16 protein-coding genes are annotated in these 14,851 nt (G+C 66.7%); 9 read left to right on the top strand and 7 right to left on the bottom strand.

Annotation, left to right across the window (positions count from 1 at the left end; genetic code table 11):
- Positions 1 to 76: 76 nt before the first annotated feature.
- The 4 genes from AC1MB9_RS09205 (at position 77) to nadE (ending at position 4,238) form a co-directional block, all read left to right on the top strand.
- Positions 77 to 952 (top strand): cytochrome b/b6 domain-containing protein, encoded by an 876-nt coding sequence (locus tag AC1MB9_RS09205; protein WP_479964613.1) that lies wholly within the window; start codon positions 77 to 79, stop codon positions 950 to 952.
- A gap of 40 nt (positions 953 to 992) precedes the next feature.
- Positions 993 to 1,529: a MarR family winged helix-turn-helix transcriptional regulator gene (locus tag AC1MB9_RS09200; protein WP_479964612.1), complete on the top strand. Its 537-nt coding sequence runs from the start codon at positions 993 to 995 to the stop codon at positions 1,527 to 1,529.
- Between the two features lie 109 nt (positions 1,530 to 1,638).
- Positions 1,639 to 3,381, top strand: a complete 1,743-nt coding sequence (locus AC1MB9_RS09195; RefSeq protein ID WP_479961662.1) for an AMP-binding protein — start codon at positions 1,639 to 1,641, stop codon at positions 3,379 to 3,381.
- A gap of 35 nt (positions 3,382 to 3,416) precedes the next feature.
- Positions 3,417 to 4,238, top strand: coding sequence for an ammonia-dependent NAD(+) synthetase (nadE, locus tag AC1MB9_RS09190; protein WP_479961661.1), 822 nt, complete (start codon positions 3,417 to 3,419; stop codon positions 4,236 to 4,238).
- Positions 4,239 to 4,338: 100 nt separating this feature from the next.
- Here nadE and AC1MB9_RS09185 read toward each other — a convergent pair whose 3' ends face one another.
- Positions 4,339 to 5,139, bottom strand: a complete 801-nt coding sequence (locus AC1MB9_RS09185; protein ID WP_479961660.1) for a hypothetical protein — start codon at positions 5,137 to 5,139, stop codon at positions 4,339 to 4,341.
- Between the two features lie 71 nt (positions 5,140 to 5,210).
- Complete coding sequence (locus AC1MB9_RS09180; protein WP_479961659.1) at positions 5,211 to 5,435, bottom strand: DNA mismatch repair protein; 225 nt, start codon at positions 5,433 to 5,435, stop codon at positions 5,211 to 5,213.
- A 76-nt stretch (positions 5,436 to 5,511) separates the two neighbouring features.
- Here AC1MB9_RS09180 and AC1MB9_RS09175 point away from each other — a divergent pair, with 76 nt between their 5' ends.
- The 3 genes from AC1MB9_RS09175 to AC1MB9_RS09165 are packed head-to-tail and all read left to right on the top strand — an operon-like array spanning position 5,512 to position 7,846.
- Positions 5,512 to 5,673 carry a DUF6993 domain-containing protein gene (locus AC1MB9_RS09175; RefSeq protein WP_479961658.1) on the top strand — a complete coding sequence of 54 codons (162 nt, stop codon included), beginning with the start codon at positions 5,512 to 5,514 and terminating at the stop codon, positions 5,671 to 5,673.
- A gap of 5 nt (positions 5,674 to 5,678) precedes the next feature.
- Complete coding sequence (gene ettA, locus AC1MB9_RS09170) at positions 5,679 to 7,361, top strand: energy-dependent translational throttle protein EttA (protein WP_479961657.1); 1,683 nt, start codon at positions 5,679 to 5,681, stop codon at positions 7,359 to 7,361.
- Between the two features lie 8 nt (positions 7,362 to 7,369).
- Positions 7,370 to 7,846 (top strand): acyl-CoA thioesterase, encoded by a 477-nt coding sequence (locus AC1MB9_RS09165; RefSeq protein WP_479961656.1) that lies wholly within the window; start codon positions 7,370 to 7,372, stop codon positions 7,844 to 7,846.
- Between the two features lie 47 nt (positions 7,847 to 7,893).
- On the opposite strand, the gene AC1MB9_RS09160 is transcribed toward AC1MB9_RS09165, so the two are convergent.
- The gene (locus AC1MB9_RS09160; RefSeq protein ID WP_479961655.1) at positions 7,894 to 8,331 is read right to left on the bottom strand and encodes a Rieske (2Fe-2S) protein; all 438 of its coding nucleotides are present in this window, start codon (positions 8,329 to 8,331) and stop codon (positions 7,894 to 7,896) included.
- An 8-nt stretch (positions 8,332 to 8,339) separates the two neighbouring features.
- Entirely contained in the window at positions 8,340 to 9,203 is an 864-nt protein-coding gene (locus AC1MB9_RS09155; protein WP_479964611.1) for an acyl-CoA thioesterase, read from the bottom strand.
- 81 nt (positions 9,204 to 9,284) lie between these two features.
- Here AC1MB9_RS09155 and AC1MB9_RS09150 point away from each other — a divergent pair, with 81 nt between their 5' ends.
- Positions 9,285 to 9,944: a DUF8185 domain-containing protein gene (locus tag AC1MB9_RS09150; RefSeq protein ID WP_479961654.1), complete on the top strand. Its 660-nt coding sequence runs from the start codon at positions 9,285 to 9,287 to the stop codon at positions 9,942 to 9,944.
- A 26-nt stretch (positions 9,945 to 9,970) separates the two neighbouring features.
- On the opposite strand, the gene AC1MB9_RS09145 is transcribed toward AC1MB9_RS09150, so the two are convergent.
- A complete protein-coding gene (locus AC1MB9_RS09145) occupies positions 9,971 to 11,566 on the bottom strand; it encodes a PucR family transcriptional regulator (protein WP_479961653.1) in 1,596 nt (531 codons plus the stop codon).
- 145 nt (positions 11,567 to 11,711) lie between these two features.
- On the opposite strand from AC1MB9_RS09145, the gene gabT reads away from it, so the two are divergent.
- Complete coding sequence (gene gabT, locus AC1MB9_RS09140; RefSeq protein ID WP_479961652.1) at positions 11,712 to 13,082, top strand: 4-aminobutyrate--2-oxoglutarate transaminase; 1,371 nt, start codon at positions 11,712 to 11,714, stop codon at positions 13,080 to 13,082.
- A gap of 74 nt (positions 13,083 to 13,156) precedes the next feature.
- On the opposite strand, the gene AC1MB9_RS09135 is transcribed toward gabT, so the two are convergent.
- Positions 13,157 to 13,591: a globin gene (locus AC1MB9_RS09135; protein ID WP_479961651.1), complete on the bottom strand. Its 435-nt coding sequence runs from the start codon at positions 13,589 to 13,591 to the stop codon at positions 13,157 to 13,159.
- A complete protein-coding gene (locus tag AC1MB9_RS09130; protein WP_479961650.1) occupies positions 13,581 to 14,732 on the bottom strand; it encodes a mechanosensitive ion channel family protein in 1,152 nt (383 codons plus the stop codon). The genes AC1MB9_RS09135 and AC1MB9_RS09130 overlap by 11 nt, the downstream gene beginning before the upstream one ends.
- Positions 14,733 to 14,851: the final 119 nt, after the last annotated feature.

Here is a 14,851-nt window from a genome sequence, read left to right as displayed (position 1 = left end):
TTCGAAAGGCCCTGGTCCCGTGACCCGCTCTCCCGCACCCGTTGCGACCCGCAAAAAGTGGTCCAAACTCCTGTGGATGATCCCGGCCGCCGTCGCGGCGCTTGTGCTCGTCGTACTCGCGGCCCAGTGGGCCCGGGACCTGGCCCCTGTGCGCGCGTTCCTGGAGCGCTATCCGGGGGAGTCCGAGTTGCCTGCGGATGCTCCGGTGGGGTTTCCCGCCTGGCTCGCCTGGCAGCACTTCCTCAGCTCATTCCTTCTCCTGCTGATCATTCGCACCGGGTGGACGGTGCGCACCAACAAACGCCCGCCGGCGCACTGGACCCGCAACAACTCGGGACTGCTGCGCACCAGGAACCCGCCGACACGCATCAGCCTGGACCTGTGGCTTCACCTCAGCCTCGACGTGCTCTGGGTGCTCAACGGGCTCCTGTTCTACGTGCTCATCTTCGCCACCGGCCAGTGGCTGCGGCTCGTGCCGATTCACTGGGACGTGTTCCCGAATGCCCTGTCGGCGGCGCTCCAATACGCATCGCTGCGCTGGCCGACCGAAGACGGCTGGGTCAACTACAACAGCCTGCAGCTGCTCGCCTACTTCACCGTGGTCTTCATCGCCGCACCGCTGGCCATTGTCAGCGGGCTGCGCATGTCCGGCGCGTGGCCACGCGGAGCCACCCGGGTGAATGCGATCTACCCCATGAAGCTGGCGCGGGCCGTGCACCTGCCCGTCATGATCTTCTTCGTCGGCTTCATCGTCGTGCACGTGACCCTGGTTCTGGCCACCGGCGCCCTGCGCAATCTCAACCACATGTATGCGGTGCGGAGCGATGACTCGTGGGTGGGCTTCTGGATCTTCGTCGCGTCGCTCGTGGTTATGGTCGTCGCCTGGGTTGGTCTCCGACCGGTGGTGCTGCGCCCGATCGCGGCGCTGACCGGCTCCGTCACCCGGCGCTAGCCCGCATGCACGGTACCGTTTAGGAATAGTGAAAGGACTGCTGGTGACATCTCTACCGATGGATCCCATCGCGGAGGCCCGGCGTCAATGGCTTGCGCACGGCTGGGACGACGCCGCCGACGGCATGGCCGCGGTAACGAGCATCATGAGGGCGCAGCAGCTGATGCTCGCCCGGGTGCAATCAAGCCTGAAACCCTTCGGGCTCTCCTTCGCGCGTTTTGAGCTGCTCGCCCTGCTGGCGTTCAGCCGGGGCGGCGCGCTGCCCATGGCGAGCGCCAGCGCGCGCCTGCAGGTTCACCCCACCAGTGTCACGAACACCGTCGATCGGCTCGAGCGTGACGGCCTCGTGCGGCGCGAACCACACCCCACCGACGGTCGCGCGACCCTCGTGGTGCTCACGGAATCCGGACGGACGCTATCGTCGGAGACCTCGGCTCGGCTGAACGCCGAAGTGTTTTCGCAGCCGGGCCTGTCATCCGACGACGTCACCGGTCTCGTGCGCATTCTGGCGCGCCTGCGCCGTGATGCGGGGGATTTCAGCGATCCGACACCGAACCCGACCCCGCTCTCCGACTGACCCAAAAATACTAGGAAGCCCTAGTTATTTCTCGACCTCGCCCGCTAGATTGGGCACTGCGGCAATGCTGCCGCACAATCTGCATGTGTTTCCCAGGAGTTGAAAACGGATGACCAACCTCACGCCCCGCACGTCGACAACCAGCACGGCAAACTTTCGAGCGGCCAGAGACCAGCTCATCGGGCTGCGCGACGACCACGGCCGAGCGGCGACGGAGTTCGTGTGGCCCGACGTCGGCCAGGCGTTCAACTGGGCGACGGACTGGTTCGACGTCATCGCGGAGGACAACGACAAGATCGCGCTGTGGATCGTCGAGGAAGACGGCAGCGAACAGAAGATCAGCTTCGCCGACATGGCCCGTCGCTCCGATCAGGTGGCCACCTGGATGCGTCACCAGGGCGTGCGGCGGGGCGATCACGTCATGCTGATGCTCGGCAACCAGGTGGAGCTCTGGGAGGCCATGCTCGCGATCATGAAGCTGGGGGCGGTCATCCTGCCCACGTCCACCGTGCTCGGCACGGCCGACCTCGCCGACCGCGTCGCCCGGGCCAACGTGAACCATGTGCTGGCCAATATCGGTGACACCGAGAAGTTCGCGCAGATCCGCGGCGACTACTCACGCATCTGCATCGGCGGCGAGACGGCCGGATGGGCGCGCTATTCCGAGGCGTATGCGTCGCAGGCGGAGCCATTGCCGACCGTTGTCGACTCCGGGGACCCCTCGCTGATCTACTTCACGTCGGGCACCACAAACAAGCCCAAGATGGTGCTGCACACCCAGACGTCCTACCCGGTGGGACACCTCACCACCATGTACTGGCTCGGTCTCCGCCCCGACGACGTGCATCTCGCCATCAGTTCCCCCGGCTGGGGCAAGCACGCGTGGAGCAGCTTCTTCTCACCCTGGATCGCCGAGGCCACCGTCTTCGTCTACAACTACGCGAAGTTCAGCCCGAAGGCGCTCCTGGCGCAGCTGGATCGCGCCGAGGTCACATCATTCTGCGCCCCGCCCACGGTGTGGCGCATGCTGATCCAGTCCGACCTCGGGGTCCGGCCACAGAGCCTGCGCGAGCTCCTCTCCGCCGGGGAGCCGCTCAACCCCGAAGTGATCAAGCAGGTGCAGCTCTCCTGGGACCTCACCATTCGCGACGGTTACGGGCAAACCGAGACCACCGCCATTGTGGGTCACGGCCCCGGTTCCACGATGAAGCACGGTTCGATGGGTCTTCCCCTGCCCGGCGTTGTCATTGCCCTGATCGATCCCATCACCGGGGCGCTCACCGACGAGGGCGAAATCTGCCTCGACCTGGCACACACCCCCGTGAACCTGATGGCGAGATACCACGACGACATCGAACGCAGCGCCGACGCGATTCGCGACGGGTTCTTTCACACGGGCGATGTCGCTCGACGAGACCCCGACGGCTGTCTCACCTTCATCGGACGCACCGACGACGTCTTCAAATCCTCCGACTACAAGGTGTCCCCGTTCGAGGTCGAGAGCGCGCTGCTCGAACACCCCGCCGTGGCCGAGGCGGCGGTGGTGCCTGCCCCGGACGCGACCCGGCTGAACATCCCCAAGGCCTACATCGCGCTTGCCGCCGGGTGGGAAACCAACGCCGACACGGCCCTGGCCGTTCTGCGGCACGCGCGCCTGAACCTGCCGCCCTACATGCGTGTGCGCCGGGTAGAGTTCCGCGAGCTGCCCAAGACCAGCTCGGGAAAGATCCGCCGGGTGGAGCTGCGCCTGCGTGAGGAAGCGGCGGCTGCGGCGGGCACGAAGCTCTCCGAGGAATGGCGCGACGACGAATTTCCCGAGTTGAAAAGCCAGGACGTGTCCGAGGCCCGCTGAGTCCGCAGACCGCGCGGCCGTTGGTAGATTGAGGCATGCGAGAACTTCAGGCGCGAATCATCGCGGACCTCAACGTGTCATCTACCATCGACCCGGCCGGTGAAGTGCGCCGCCGTGTCACCTTTCTCAAGGACTACCTGCGCAGTAGCGGCGCGACCGGATTCGTGCTCGGTATCAGCGGGGGCCAGGACTCCTCGCTCGCCGGGCGCCTGTGCTCCCTGGCCGTCGCCGAACTCGCGGCCGACGGACAGGATGCCACCTTCATGGCCGTTCGTCTGCCCTACGCGGTGCAGCACGATGAAGAGGACGCCCAACTGGCGCTCGACTTCATCGTTCCCGACGAGCTCGTCACCTTCAACATCGAGCAGCCGGTGGTGGGCTTCCAGGAGCAGTTTGCCCAGAGCACCGGAACCACCATGTCCGACTTCACCAAGGGCAACGTCAAGGCCAGAGCCCGCATGATCGCCCAATTCGCCCTGGCCGGTCAGCGCGGCTTTCTCGTGGTCGGCACGGACCATGCGGCGGAAGCCGTCACCGGTTTCTTCACCAAATACGGCGACGGCGGCACCGACGTTTTGCCGCTGACCGGGTTGAACAAACGCCAGGGCCGCGCCCTGCTCATCGAGCTCGGCGCACCGGAACGGCTTCACCTCAAGCTGCCGACCGCAGACCTGCTCGATCACAATCCCGGCCAGACCGATGAAGCGAACCTCGGCCTGAGCTACGAGAACATCGACGACTACCTGGAAGGCAAGCCGGTGCCCGAGGATGTCGCCGACGCCATCGAGCTGCGTTATCGGTCGACCGTGCACAAGCGCCGGGTTCCCCCGTCACTCTTCGACGACTGGTGGCGTTAGCCACCCGCCGCTGATGCTCGCCTGAGCGGCGGGCACAGAACAGGCCCGACCACCGGTGGAAACCAGCGATCGGGCCTGTTGTGATCGAACGGCGCTCGCCTTACGCCGTTGGTGCCTGCGGCGACGAGGACGCGGCGGAGCGGTTGAGCGTGTCGGGGGAGCGAACCGCGAGGGCGTCGACATCATCGAGCAGGCGCTGGGTGTCGACAGAGGCGGAGGCGGGGGCGTACGGAGCGGGAGCCGCGCCGGTGTTCAGCGGCGTCGCGGTGATGGGGCCGTAGCCCTCCGCACCCGAGGTGCTCGCGGTGCTCGTTGCACCGGCGGTGCGGCCGGCGCCGTACTGGTCGTGGTGCTGCTGAGCAACCCACGCGTCCTGCTCGGCCAGCAGGCTCTTGTCGGATTGGGAGTTCTGCATGACCCAGCGGTCCAGATCGCCCTGGAAGATCTTGCGTGCTCGCGCCGGACGCTTCTGCCAGTCGATCAGGCGGTCGCGAAACTCAAGCAGAGCCGGCTCAAGCTGGTACCCGAAGGTGGCAGAGGTGCGCTTGAGTTCGGCGAGCTGGTGGGCCGACCAGTTGGCGGCGACACCGGAACCCTTCACCGGCAGCAGTCGCACCTGAATGTCCGCCTGTCCCACGGCCCGGTCGCTCATGACCTGCTCCTGCGGGGTCAGCGAATTCCAGACGGATGCCTCCGTCGCGGCATCCACCAGGGTGGCGATGGCAGCCGTGCGGATCTCTCGATCACGCTGGTCAATCAGGCGGCGAATCGTCGCGCGAAAGATCAACGCGGTGATCACACTTGCGAGGACGATCGCGATAATGAAGAGCACCGCGCTGAAAACGACGGGCTCGGTGCTGGCGGCCGTAAGCCAAGATACAAAGTTATTCCACAGGTCCATGAGCCGCACTTTACCGGTGAGAATCAACGAAACTGTGCAACCGTTCGGCGTGCCTTCGTGATTTCATCGAATCAGCGAAAACAGTCCGTCGCATCGTCCAGGCGGCAGAATGAGCCGAGGTTCACCATTCGGGAGGCGAAGACGAGGCGACGGGCACAAAACCGGTCGCCGTCGGCATCCGTTTGCCGCTCGATGTGACCCAGAACGGCGCCCGAGCGATTCAAAACCCGCCAGAGCCCGGTTCGCACCGGTACCAGGGACAGGGTGGCGGTGCGGGGAGAAATCTGTTCGATCATGTCTGCCTCCGGGCTGGTCGGCCGTGCGTCTTCTTCGAGGCTAAGGAGACCCGCCGACACTCGGTGACCGCAGAAGGTGAATCTCACAGTCAATTCCATCGAGTTCCCGGTGACATTGGATGTGGAATGCCTGATCGGGCCGTATGGAACGGCGTCCGGCGGCTATCACAGCACGGTCGCGCACGTTCCGGACGCCGGAACGTGTCTTCTCGGCGTCACGCGCCAAATAGACTGGTGAGCACTATGGCCGAATTTATTTACTCAATGGTCCGCGCTCGCAAGGCGATCGGAGAGAAGCTTATTCTCGACGACGTCACCATGTCGTTCTTCCCTGGCGCCAAGATTGGCGTTGTGGGTCCGAACGGGGCCGGAAAATCCACCATCCTCAAAATCATGGCGGGTCTCGACACCCCCAGCAACGGCGAGGCTCGACTCTCTCCCGGGTACAGCGTGGGCATCCTCATGCAGGAACCACGCCTCGACGAGACAAAGACCGTGCTCGAGAACGTGCAGGAGGGTGTCGGTCCGATCAAGGCGAAGATCGACCGCTTCAACGAGATCAGCCTCGCGCTCGGTGAACCCGACGCCGATTTCGACAGCCTGCTCGAAGAGATGGGCCACCTGCAGGAGGCCATCGACGCAGCCGACGCATGGGACCTCGACTCCCAGTTGGAGCAGGCGATGGACGCCCTCCGCACGCCGCCGGGCGACTATTCCGTGGCCAACCTCTCCGGAGGCGAGAAGCGCCGCGTGGCGCTGTGCAAGCTTCTGCTGCAGAAGCCCGACCTGCTACTCCTCGACGAACCGACCAACCACCTCGACGCCGAAAGCGTGCTGTGGCTCGAGCAGCACCTCGCCCAGTACCCCGGTGCCGTGCTCGCCGTCACTCACGACCGGTACTTCCTGGACCACGTAGCCGAGTGGATCGCCGAAATCGACCGCGGTCACCTGTACCCCTACGAGGGCAACTACTCGACCTACCTCGAGAAGAAGCAGGAACGTCTGGCCGTGCAGGGCAAGAAAGACGCCAAGCTGTCGCGTCGCCTCGCCGATGAACTCGAATGGGTGCGCTCCAACGCCAAGGGCCGCCAGGTCAAGTCGAAGGCGCGTCTGGCCCGCTACGAGGAGATGGCTGCCGCGGCCGAAAGCACGCGCAAGCTCGACTTCGAAGAAATCCAGATCCCCGTGGGCCCGCGCCTCGGCGCCCAGGTCATCGACGCGAAGAAGCTGAAGAAGGGTTTCGGCGAGCGTGTGCTCATCGACGGACTGTCCTTCACCCTCCCGCGCAACGGCATCGTCGGCATCATCGGCCCCAACGGTGTCGGTAAGACGACCCTGTTCAAGACCATCGTCGGTAAGGAACCGCTCGACGCCGGCGAACTGAAGATCGGTGAAACGGTCAACATCTCCTACGTCGATCAGGACCGCGGCGGCATCGACCCGGAGAAGACGCTGTGGGAGGTCGTATCCGACGGCCAGGACTACATCCAGGTCGGAAAGACCGAGATTCCCTCGCGCGCCTACGTCTCCACGTTCGGCTTTAAGGGCCCCGACCAGCAGAAGAAGGCCGGTGTGCTCTCCGGTGGTGAGCGCAACCGCCTCAACCTCGCGCTCACCTTGAAGCAGGGCGGCAACCTGCTGCTGCTCGACGAGCCCACTAACGACCTCGACGTCGAAACCCTGGGTTCGCTCGAGAACGCCCTGCTGGAATTCCCGGGTTGCGCTGTGGTCATCACACACGACCGGTGGTTCCTCGACCGTGTGGCAACGCACATCCTCTCCTACGAGGGGACAGAGGACGACCCGGGCAGCTGGTACTGGTTCGAGGGAAACTTCGAGTCCTACGAGCAGAACAAGATTGAGCGTCTCGGCGCGGACGCGGCCAAGCCGCACCGTTCCGCCTACCGCAAGCTCACCCGCGACTAGGGCTGGCGATGAAGCTGCACGTACCGATTCGGCTGCGCTGGTCGGACCTGGATGCCTACGGTCACGTCAACAACGCGGAGATGCTGCGCCTGCTCGAAGAGGCACGCATCATCGCGTTCTGGGTGAACGATGACACCGGTTCGACCGCCGTCGGCGCGAGTACGGCGGTGTTGGACGGGCGCCCCGGCGCGGCTACGCTCACCCTGATCGCGCGTCAGGAGATCGAGTACCTGGCGCCGGTTCCGTACCTGCGCGACCCGATCGATGTGCGGCTGTGGATCGGCAAGCTCGGGGGAGCGAGCCTCGACGTGTGCTACGAGGTGTGGGGCCCCGCGGGAGTCGGCGAGGAGAAGCTGTACGCGCGGGCCAACACCACGATTGTTCTGGTGGATGCCGCCAGCGAGCGCCCGCGGCGCATCAACGATGTCGAGCGCACCGCCTGGACGCCGTACCTCGACGAGCCGATCGTCTTCGCCCGCCGCTGAGCGCCCGGCCGGGAGACGAATCCCGGGCCGCGCACCGAGCGCGAGCGCTATGCCGTCATAACAGATGTGCCGTTCACGGTGACCGCGACGGACGGCAGGGCCCGGGCGGCCGGTCCCTCGATCACCTCGCCGGTTTCCGCGTTGAAACGTGACCCGTGGCAGGGGCACGCGAGTTCCTTCGCCTTCGGGGCCACGATGCAGCCTTGGTGCGTGCACACCGCGCTGAACGCGGTGACGGTGCCCGATTCGGGCTGCGAGAGCACGATCTGTTCGCCGGCCACGTCGACGACGATGGACCCGCCCACCGGGATGTCGGCCAGCGTGGCGATTTCGGTCGGCGTGTCATTGCCGGCGGGAGCGGAACCGGTGCCGGTGCTGCACCCGACCAGGCCGACGGTCGCGGCCGCCGCGGCGCCCGCACCGCCCCAGACGATCACGGTACGACGGCTCAGGCCGCGCGGGTCCAGGTTCGTTGCGGGGCTCATGATGGGTGTCACTCCTCGTTTTTTGGAACTCGAATCATGCCCTCCTGGGCCACGGTCGCCAGGAGCACTCCCTCGCGGCTGAAGATGCTGCCGGTGGAAAGCCCCCGCCCGCCCTGGGCGGAGGGGGAGTCCTGCACGTACAACATCCATTCGTCGACCCGGCCGAATCGGTGCCACCACATGGCATGGTCGAGGCTGGCCACCTTGAGCCCGGGCGTCGACCATGGGGTGCCGTGGCGACGCAGCACCGGTTCCATGATGGAGTAGTCGCTCGCGTACGCCAGGGCAGCGCGGTGCAGATCGGGGTCGTCGGGCAGGGGCCCGAGGGACTTCATCCACACGGCCTGCTTGGCGGTGTGCGCTCCGTCCACGGCGAGGTAGATCGGCGATGGCACGTGCCGCATATCGAACGGGCGTTCGCTGGCCCAGTAGCGGGCCACGGAATGATCCACCTGGGCGAGGCTGTCCGCGGCGGTCGGGAGAGATTCGGGGTCCGGCAGGTCGGTCGGCATGTCGATGTGGTGTTCCAGCCCCTCGTCGTCGTCCTGGAACGATGCGATCATCGACAGGATCGGCAGCCCATTCTGGTAGCACTGGGTGCGGCGGGTCGAGAAGGACCGCCCGTCGTGCACGCGCTCCACGGAGAAGGTGATGGGGTGATTCACGTCGCCGGGACGCAGAAAGTACCCGTGCATGGAGTGCACGTGCCGGTCGTCGGGAACGGTGCGCATGGCCGCCACGAGCGACTGGGCGAGAACCTGGCCTCCGAACACGCGGCCGAGCGGCATCCATTGCGAGGGTCCGGTGAAGATGTCCTCGCTGGTGCGGGCACCGGTGTCGGTGAGGTCGAGGGCGGCCAGCAGGCCTTCCATGGGCTTGTGCAAGGGGGCCTCCTCAGGCGTACGCCGCGAGGCGGTATGAAAGGAATGGGTACCTTGATAGTTTAGAAGCAGATGAGCCAGTCATTTTCTCTTTCAGATTCCCTGTCCCTTGGTGACCTCCAGGTCTACCTCGCCCGTGCCGCCCGTGTTCAGAGCGGCAGCGTGCACCTGATCGCGTCCGGCAGCGTGCTTGCCGTGTACACCGGCATCCTGTACCCGCGGGGTTTGCTGGACCGCAGCACCACCGTGCTGGGGCTGCGCACCTTCGCCCTCACGGAGCCCGGCGACTTCGACCGCGTGGTGCCGGTTCGCGGCCTGCTCGAACGGATAGCCCGCCTCGAATCAGACGGCCTCACCTCCGACGTGCCCGTGGTCGTGCCGCTGCCGATCGAGTCCGGAACCGCGACCTGGGCCGGTATCTCCCCGCCCACGAGTGGCTGGCTGGCGACCGGCGAGGCGGATGCCCAGGTGTTGCGTGCCGCCGCGCACGCCGGAATCGAGGAGGTCGCGGCTGCCCTTCCCACGGGTACCGGTGAGCAGATCGTGGAGCGGGTGCGTTCGGAGATCTGGGGTCGCCCGATCGACGGCGTCGACGATGTCCCGGCGGGAGCTGCATTCGCGGCGTTCAGCCTGGGCTTCCTCGGTGACGAACCGGTGCGCGTATTGGAAGCGGGGCCGTGGATCCGACTGACCACGAGTCGCGGCCACGTGCTCGTGCGCCGCAAGCGCTAACGGGCGCGGCCGGGCAGCCCACAGCTCTACGAAGACGGCAGGGCCGGTGCCGCCGGCATGCCCTGCGTGGCCAGCAGGGCCGCCCACACGTCCGCGCGCGCATGGAACGTGCCCAGGTCGCGGCCGAGCAGCTGCTCCGCCTGTGTGATCCGGTTGCGCACGGTGTGACGGTGCACCCCCAGCGCGGACGCGGCGGGACCGAACTGACCGTTGCATTCGAGCCACGTGCGCAGCGTCGCCAGCACCGCGGTGCCGTGCTCGGCGTCATGGGCGGACAGCGGTTGCAGGGTTGCGCGGCCGACTTCCGAGGCGTTCGTCGTGGCCAGGAAGGCCAGCACGCCCTGACGGGAGATCACGTCGAAGGCCGTGACGCCCGGCGCACCCTCGTGGGAGCGGTCCAGGGCCTGGTGAGCCTGAGCGAGCGCCCGCGGCAGTGACCGGCAATCCACCGGGTCGGACAGTCCCACATGCAGGCCGAACCCGACGAGGTCATCGAGGAGGGGCCCGGCGCTGGAGTCGACGCAGGCCACAACCCTCGTGCCCAGACGCGCGTAGAACAGGTTCCCGCCGCCTTCCTCCGCCCGGAGCTCCAGAAATTCGGTGATCGTGTCCAGCCGTTCCGCGGCCGGGTCGGTCACGGCGATCCGTACCGGTTCTCGGGGGAAGGCGCCCCAGAGCTCGGTCGCGATCCCGCGGACAAGGTCGATCTGGCCGCCCAGCAGGGCCTGCAAGAGTCCGGAACGGAGTCGGTCGCGGGCGTGGCCGAGGGCGCTGTTCTGCTCCAGGGAGAGACCGGCGAGCGCGATCACGCTCGTCACCACCTCCTGGCTGGCCGGGTCGAGCTCGGTTCGTCCGCCGAGCGCGAGCACCCCGCGCAGCTGATCCCGCCGTCCCAGGGTCTGCAGGTTGAGCGTCTCGCCGGCGACGCTGACGGTGAGGCTCGCGCGCTGCCCGCGGCGGAGCATCTGCGCGGCCTCGCGCCGAGCGTGGTCCAGGGATTGCCGGGATGCGGAGCTGGAGGCGTCTCGGGGAAAGACCCGGTCGAGTGCCCCGCGGGGATCGAACAGGGCGACCCAGTGTCCGAGTTGGCGCGACAGCTCGCTCAGGGTGGCGCTGAGGCCGTCCGGGCGCAACGCGGCGAGTGAGATGGCGCGTTGGGCGGCGAGCGTCCAGGTGTCCCTGGCGAAGCGGAGCTCGGCGACCAGTTCTCCGGCGGCACGGGCCACGGCGATGAACGGCGTGCCGTAGGGGACCTCGACCAGGGGGATGCCCCGGGCCGCGCAGGCCGCGACGAGCGCGTCCGGCGTGCCGTCGCGTACGACCTCGGTGCCGAAGCCGAGGCAGGCAATGCCGAGGTCGGCCAGTCGGTTCACGTATTCCGGGTAGAAGGCATCCGTCACCGGGTCGAGGCCGAATTGACGCCCGGTCGTGAGCAACATCTGTCCGGCGGAGAGGAACGGGGTCGGGTCGGACAGGTCGGAGCTGTGCACCCAGTCTACGGGCCGGTCCAGCGCCCCGGCCGGGAGGTCGGCCTCTGCGATCAGCAGGCGCAGGTGCAGGCTGGGGTCGGCCAGCAATCGGTGCAGCGGGGGCAGCAGCGGCGGGGCCACGGATGACGTCATGCCTCGATTGTACAGATTGGCTAAGCAGAGATCACTCGATGTACAAAGTGGCACGGCGGGGTGGGGGCTTCGCTGCTTAGCATTACGCAATTGGCATTGTCGACGGAGCGCGGCGATGCACCTGTAGCGCAGAACTGGAGCAGCCATGACCCTCGTCGAAACCCCCACCGCGTGCACCGTGCCGCTCGGCGGCCCGAGTCTTCCGCAGGAACGCCGCCTGGTGACGAGCATCCCGGGCCCGAAGTCGCAGGCCCTGCAGGCGCGCAAGGCGCAGGCGGTCTCGGCCGGCGTGGGAGTCACGCTGCCCGTCTATGTGGTTGCGGCCGGCGGCGGCGTGGTCGTCGACGCCGACGACAACTCGCTCATCGACCTCGGCTCGGGCATCGCGGTCACCGGGGTGGGTAACAGCGCGCCCCGCGTCGTCGCGGCCGTCGCGGCCCAGCTCGCGCAGTTCACGCACACCTGCTTCACCGTTGCCCCGTACGACTCGTACATCGAGGTCGCCGAGGCCCTCAACCGGATCACGCCCGGCGATCACGAGAAGCGCACCGTGCTGTTCAACTCCGGTGCCGAGGCTGTGGAGAACGCCGTCAAGATCGCCAGGCACTTCACGCGCAAGCAGGCGGTCGTCGCCTTCGACCACGCGTACCACGGCCGTACCAACCTCACCATGGGACTGACGGCGAAGAACCAGCCGTACAAGAACGGATTCGGCCCCTTCGCGCCGGAGGTCTACCGCGCGCCCATGTCCTACCCGCTGCGCGACGGCGGCTTGGACGGCGTCGTCGCGGCCCAGCGCGCCATCCTGCAGATCGAGAAGCAGATCGGTGCCGACACGATCGCCGCCGTCATCATCGAACCCATCCAGGGGGAGGGCGGGTTCATCGTGCCCGCCCCCGGATACCTGCCCACCCTGCTCGCCTGGTGCCGGGACAACAACGTGGTGTTCATCGCCGACGAGATTCAGACCGGTTTCGCCCGCACCGGCCACATGTTCGCAAGCGAGCACGAGGGGATCGTTCCCGACCTGATCTGCACCGCCAAGGGCATCGCCGGCGGGCTGCCGCTGTCCGCGGTCACCGGCCGGGCCGACATCATGGATTCCCCGCGCGCGGGCGGCCTCGGCGGCACCTACGGAGGTAATCCGCTCGCGTGCGCCGCAGCGCTGGCCACCATCGAAACGTACGAGGCCGACAACCTGGTGGACCGCGCCACCGACATCGGCCGGCTCATGGGCGATCACCTGGGCGCGCTCGCCGCCACCGACCCGCGCATTGCGGAGGTACGCGGACGCGGTGCCATGATCGCGATCGAGCTCGTCGACGCGGCCACCGACGAGCCCGACGCCGCCCTCACCGCTCGAGTGATCGCCGCCGCCCACGCGGAGGGCGTGATCCTGCTCGGCTGCGGCACCTACGGCAACGTGATCCGCTTTCTGCCGCCGCTGAGCATTCCCGACGATCTGCTGGTCGAAGGCCTGCGGGTGGTCGGAGAGGTGCTCTCCCGCGAGAGCTGACCGGCGGTACCGCCACAGACGACTGGCGTTCATGATCCCGTCGGGGATGATGAACGCCAGTCGTGCGTGCGAACCTATTCGTCGAAGGTATTGACCATGGCGTGCGCCGCACGGTCCAGGTAGTCCCAGAGGGTTTCACGCTGCAGAGGCGGAAGATCGCACAGGTCAACGGCGACCTTCATGTGACCCAGCCACCGGTCACGGGCATCCGGGTTCACCTTGAACCCGTGATGGCGCTGGCGCAGCCGCGGGTGTCCACGCTGCTCGCTGTACGTGCCGGGGCCGCCCCAGAACTGCTCCAGAAACATCACGAGGCGTTCCTCGGCCGGGCCGAGGTCTTCCTCAGGGTACATCGGCTTCAACACCGGGTCCGTGGCCACGCCGCGATAGAACTCGTGCACGAGCTTTTCGAAGAAGGCACGTCCGCCGACCTGGTCGTAGAAGGTCGGAATCACCGCCGCACCGTTTTCACCATTGCGGAGGTGTACGCCGGCTGGTTCATTCGTCATCGCGGATCTCCGGGTCGGGGGCGGTGTGCGCGGTCGGGAGGGGCTTCTCCGGCGCCTTCACGGGCGCCGCGTCGGCCTTCGTCTTCGGCTTGCGCGGTGCGCGCGGCGGGCGCTTCACCGCAACGGGTGCCGTGCGTGCGTCGGCGACGGCGTCGGGCACGGCCGCGGCCGCTTCCTCCGCGGCGTCGACCGTCGTCACCTCGATGGCTTCGGTATTGCCGAGGGTGCCGTCCTGTCCGGTCATCACCACGCTGTTCAGCGGGGTGAGTGACACGCCCATGCCGTCGAGCGCCTTCTTCAGGTGCAGGCGCAGGTCGCGGGCGAAGTCCCACTTGACCGCAACGCGTGTCTTGACGACGAGCCTGGTCACCAACGCCTCCGCGGTGATGGATTCGAGGCCCCAGATTTCCGGCTTCTCCAACATGAAGGCGCGCCACTTGCGGCTCGAGGCGAGCGCGGTGGCGACGCGCAGGAGCTCGGCCTGCACAGCCTCCACGTTGGACGAGTACGGAATGGCGAGGTCGATGATGACCCGGGCCCAGCCCTGGGACATGTTTCCCACGCGCAGGATCTCACCGTTGCGCACGAACCACAGCGTGCCGTCGATGTCGCGAACCTGCGTGATGCGAATGCCGACGTTCTCGACCACTCCGGAGGCGAATCCGACGTCAACAATGTCGCCGACGCCGATCTGGTCTTCCACGACCATGAATAGGCCGTTCAGGATGTCCTTGACGATGTTCTGCGCGCCGAAACCCAGACCGGCACCGATCGCCGCCGTGAGCAGCGCGAACGAACCGAGTATGTTCTGGTTCAACGTCTGCACGATCATCAGCGTGGCCGTGATCAGAATAAACACGTTGACAATGTTGGCGAGCACCGAGCCCAGGGTGCGAGAGCGCTGCACCACCCGCACCGCTGCCAGCGGAGACACGCTCAGTGCCTGAGTGTCCTCAACCTTTTGCGTCTTCTTGACGCCGGAGACGATCTGGCTCACGACGCGGCGAATGACGAATTGCAGCACCCACCGGACGGCGAAGGCGAGGACGATGATGGTCACGATTATCGCCATCTTCTGCCAGGCGGTGGTCCAGGCTTCCGAGGCAAAGAAGTTGGCCACGACGGCCCAAAAGTTTTCCATATTGATTACAGTCTACGCAGCCGACCAAGCACCAACCTGAACGCTGCGCAGCTTGGACCCCCACCCCGCATTTACGACAGAGACGACGAAGAGTGACCGGAACGCGTCAACTCTCCGTC

The sequence above is a fragment of the Cryobacterium sp. AP27 genome, assembly GCF_056680495.1.
This window is presented reverse-complemented; position numbering and strand designations above follow the sequence as displayed.

Bases quoted from the DNA above. Each gene is read 5' to 3' on its own strand.
- gabT (WP_479961652.1), top strand. From the start codon at position 11,712: ATGACCCTCGTCGAAACCCCCACCGCGTGCACCGTGCCGCTCGGCGGC.
- AC1MB9_RS09195 (WP_479961662.1), top strand. From the start codon at position 1,639: ATGACCAACCTCACGCCCCGCACGTCGACAACCAGCACGGCAAACTTT.
- AC1MB9_RS09130 (WP_479961650.1), bottom strand. From the start codon at position 14,732: ATGGAAAACTTTTGGGCCGTCGTGGCCAACTTCTTTGCCTCGGAAGCC.
- AC1MB9_RS09145 (WP_479961653.1), bottom strand. From the start codon at position 11,566: ATGACGTCATCCGTGGCCCCGCCGCTGCTGCCCCCGCTGCACCGATTG.
- nadE (WP_479961661.1), top strand. From the start codon at position 3,417: ATGCGAGAACTTCAGGCGCGAATCATCGCGGACCTCAACGTGTCATCT.
- AC1MB9_RS09160 (WP_479961655.1), bottom strand. From the start codon at position 8,331: ATGAGCCCCGCAACGAACCTGGACCCGCGCGGCCTGAGCCGTCGTACC.
- AC1MB9_RS09185 (WP_479961660.1), bottom strand. From the start codon at position 5,139: ATGGACCTGTGGAATAACTTTGTATCTTGGCTTACGGCCGCCAGCACC.
- ettA (WP_479961657.1), top strand. From the start codon at position 5,679: ATGGCCGAATTTATTTACTCAATGGTCCGCGCTCGCAAGGCGATCGGA.
- AC1MB9_RS09180 (WP_479961659.1), bottom strand. From the start codon at position 5,435: ATGATCGAACAGATTTCTCCCCGCACCGCCACCCTGTCCCTGGTACCG.
- AC1MB9_RS09155 (WP_479964611.1), bottom strand. From the start codon at position 9,203: ATGGAAGGCCTGCTGGCCGCCCTCGACCTCACCGACACCGGTGCCCGC.
- AC1MB9_RS09150 (WP_479961654.1), top strand. From the start codon at position 9,285: ATGAGCCAGTCATTTTCTCTTTCAGATTCCCTGTCCCTTGGTGACCTC.
- AC1MB9_RS09205 (WP_479964613.1), top strand. From the start codon at position 77: ATGATCCCGGCCGCCGTCGCGGCGCTTGTGCTCGTCGTACTCGCGGCC.
- AC1MB9_RS09135 (WP_479961651.1), bottom strand. From the start codon at position 13,591: ATGACGAATGAACCAGCCGGCGTACACCTCCGCAATGGTGAAAACGGT.
- AC1MB9_RS09165 (WP_479961656.1), top strand. From the start codon at position 7,370: ATGAAGCTGCACGTACCGATTCGGCTGCGCTGGTCGGACCTGGATGCC.